2 protein-coding genes are annotated in these 1,681 nt (G+C 73.8%); both read left to right on the forward strand.

All coding sequences use genetic code 11. The annotated features are described in order from the left end of the window. The coding region (locus tag ACFWOG_RS40790; protein WP_380364804.1) for a class E sortase at positions 1-709 on the forward strand (709 nt) is incomplete at its 5' end. A gap of 46 nt (positions 710-755) precedes the next feature. Then, positions 756-1,604 (forward strand): class E sortase, encoded by an 849-nt coding sequence (locus ACFWOG_RS40795; RefSeq protein WP_380364806.1) that lies wholly within the window; start codon positions 756-758, stop codon positions 1,602-1,604. The last annotated feature ends 77 nt before the right edge of the window (positions 1,605-1,681 follow it).

The raw sequence follows: 1,681 nt of genomic DNA on the forward strand, positions 1-1,681 counted from the left end.
GACCAAGGAGTCGCCGGCGGTGGTCGCCGCCCGTTTCCTCGGCGAGTTCTGCATCACCCTCGGCCTGGTGATGCTGCTCTTCGTCTCCTACCAGCTCTGGTGGACCAACGTGCAGGCCGACGCGGCCGCCGACGGCGCCCGCAACCAGCTGGAGGAGCAGTTCGACGCCGGTCAGCCGGCCCCGGCCGCGCCGGGCCAGCCGGCCCCCGACCCGGCCAAGCCGGAGACCTTCGAGCCCGGCAAGGGCTTCGCGATCATCCACATGCCGAAGCTGGGCCAGAAGTTCCCGATCGCCGAGGGCACCGCCAAGGGTTCCGTCCTGGACAAGGGACTGGTGGGCCACTACACCGGCACCGGCATGCCGGCCGACAAGGCGGGCAACTTCGCGCTGGCCGCGCACCGCAACACCCACGGCGAGCCGTTCCGGCGGATCAACCAGCTCGGCAAGGGCGACAAGATCGTGGTGGAGACCGCGACCGCCTACTTCACGTACGAGGTCACCGGGGGCATCCCGGAGACCCCGCCGTCCAACGTGAGCGTGATCAAGCCGGTCCCGAACGGCGCCGGTTACGGCCAGGCCGGCCGCTACATCACGCTGACCACCTGCACGCCGGAGTTCAGCTCGAAGTACCGGCTGATCGTCTTTGGCAAGATGATCGACGAACGGCCGCGCAGCCAGGGCAAGCCGGCCGCCCTCACGGCGGGCTGACGACGGCCCCGGGGCGGCCCGAGGGCGGCCCGGGAAGGGGAGAGACGTGACCCAGGGGACCGAGGTGGTGGCCGAGGAGGCCTTCCCGCCGCCCGAACCCGCGCACGGGGACGGGCCCGGGCGCGGCCCGGCCGGCCGGCGGCGCCGTGGCCGGGCGCTGGCCGTGCTCGGGGTCTTCGGCGAGCTGCTGATCACCCTGGGGCTGGTGCTCGGCCTCTTCGTCTCCTACTCGCTCTGGTGGACCGACGTGCTGGCGGACCGTTCCGCCGCCGTGGCCTCCGACCAGCTGCGCGAGTCCTGGGCGGCCGGCCCGGCCACTCCCCCGTCGAGCGCCCCGGGCACCCCCGGCGCCTCCGGCACCCCGGCACCGGCCGGCACACCGGGAGCCGGACCGTCCTACGCGGCGGGCGACGGGATCGGCTTCCTGCACGTCCCGGCGATGGGCCGGGACTACCAGGTGCTGATCCGGATGGGCACCGACCTCGACACCCTGTCCGAGGGCGTCGCCGGGGTGTACGAGCAGCCGTACCGCTCGGCGATGCCCTGGGACGCCACCGGCAACTTCACGCTGGCGGCGCACCGGGACGGCCACGGCGCGAAGTTCCACGACCTGGACGCCGTGGGCAAGGGCGCCGCGGTCGTCGTCGAGACACGGGACAAGTGGTACGTCTACCGGGTCGACAACACCCTGCCGGAGACGTCCAAGTTCGACACCGGCATCGTCGCGCCCGTGCCGAAGGGCTCCGGCTACGCCGGGCCCGGCCGGTACATCACGCTGACCACCTGCACGCCGGTCTACACCTCGCGCTACCGGATGGCGGTCTGGGGGAGCCTGGTGCGGGTGGACGACATGGACGCCAAGCGCACCCCGCCGCCGGAGCTGCGGCACTCCTGAGGCCGCTCCGCAGCGGCGGGGGGGCCCGGGCGCCGCGCCGGCCCCCCGGGCAGGCCCCACGGCCGACCCCACGCCGA

The organism is Kitasatospora sp. NPDC058406, assembly GCF_042722765.1.
GTDB lineage: Bacteria > Actinomycetota > Actinomycetes > Streptomycetales > Streptomycetaceae > Kitasatospora.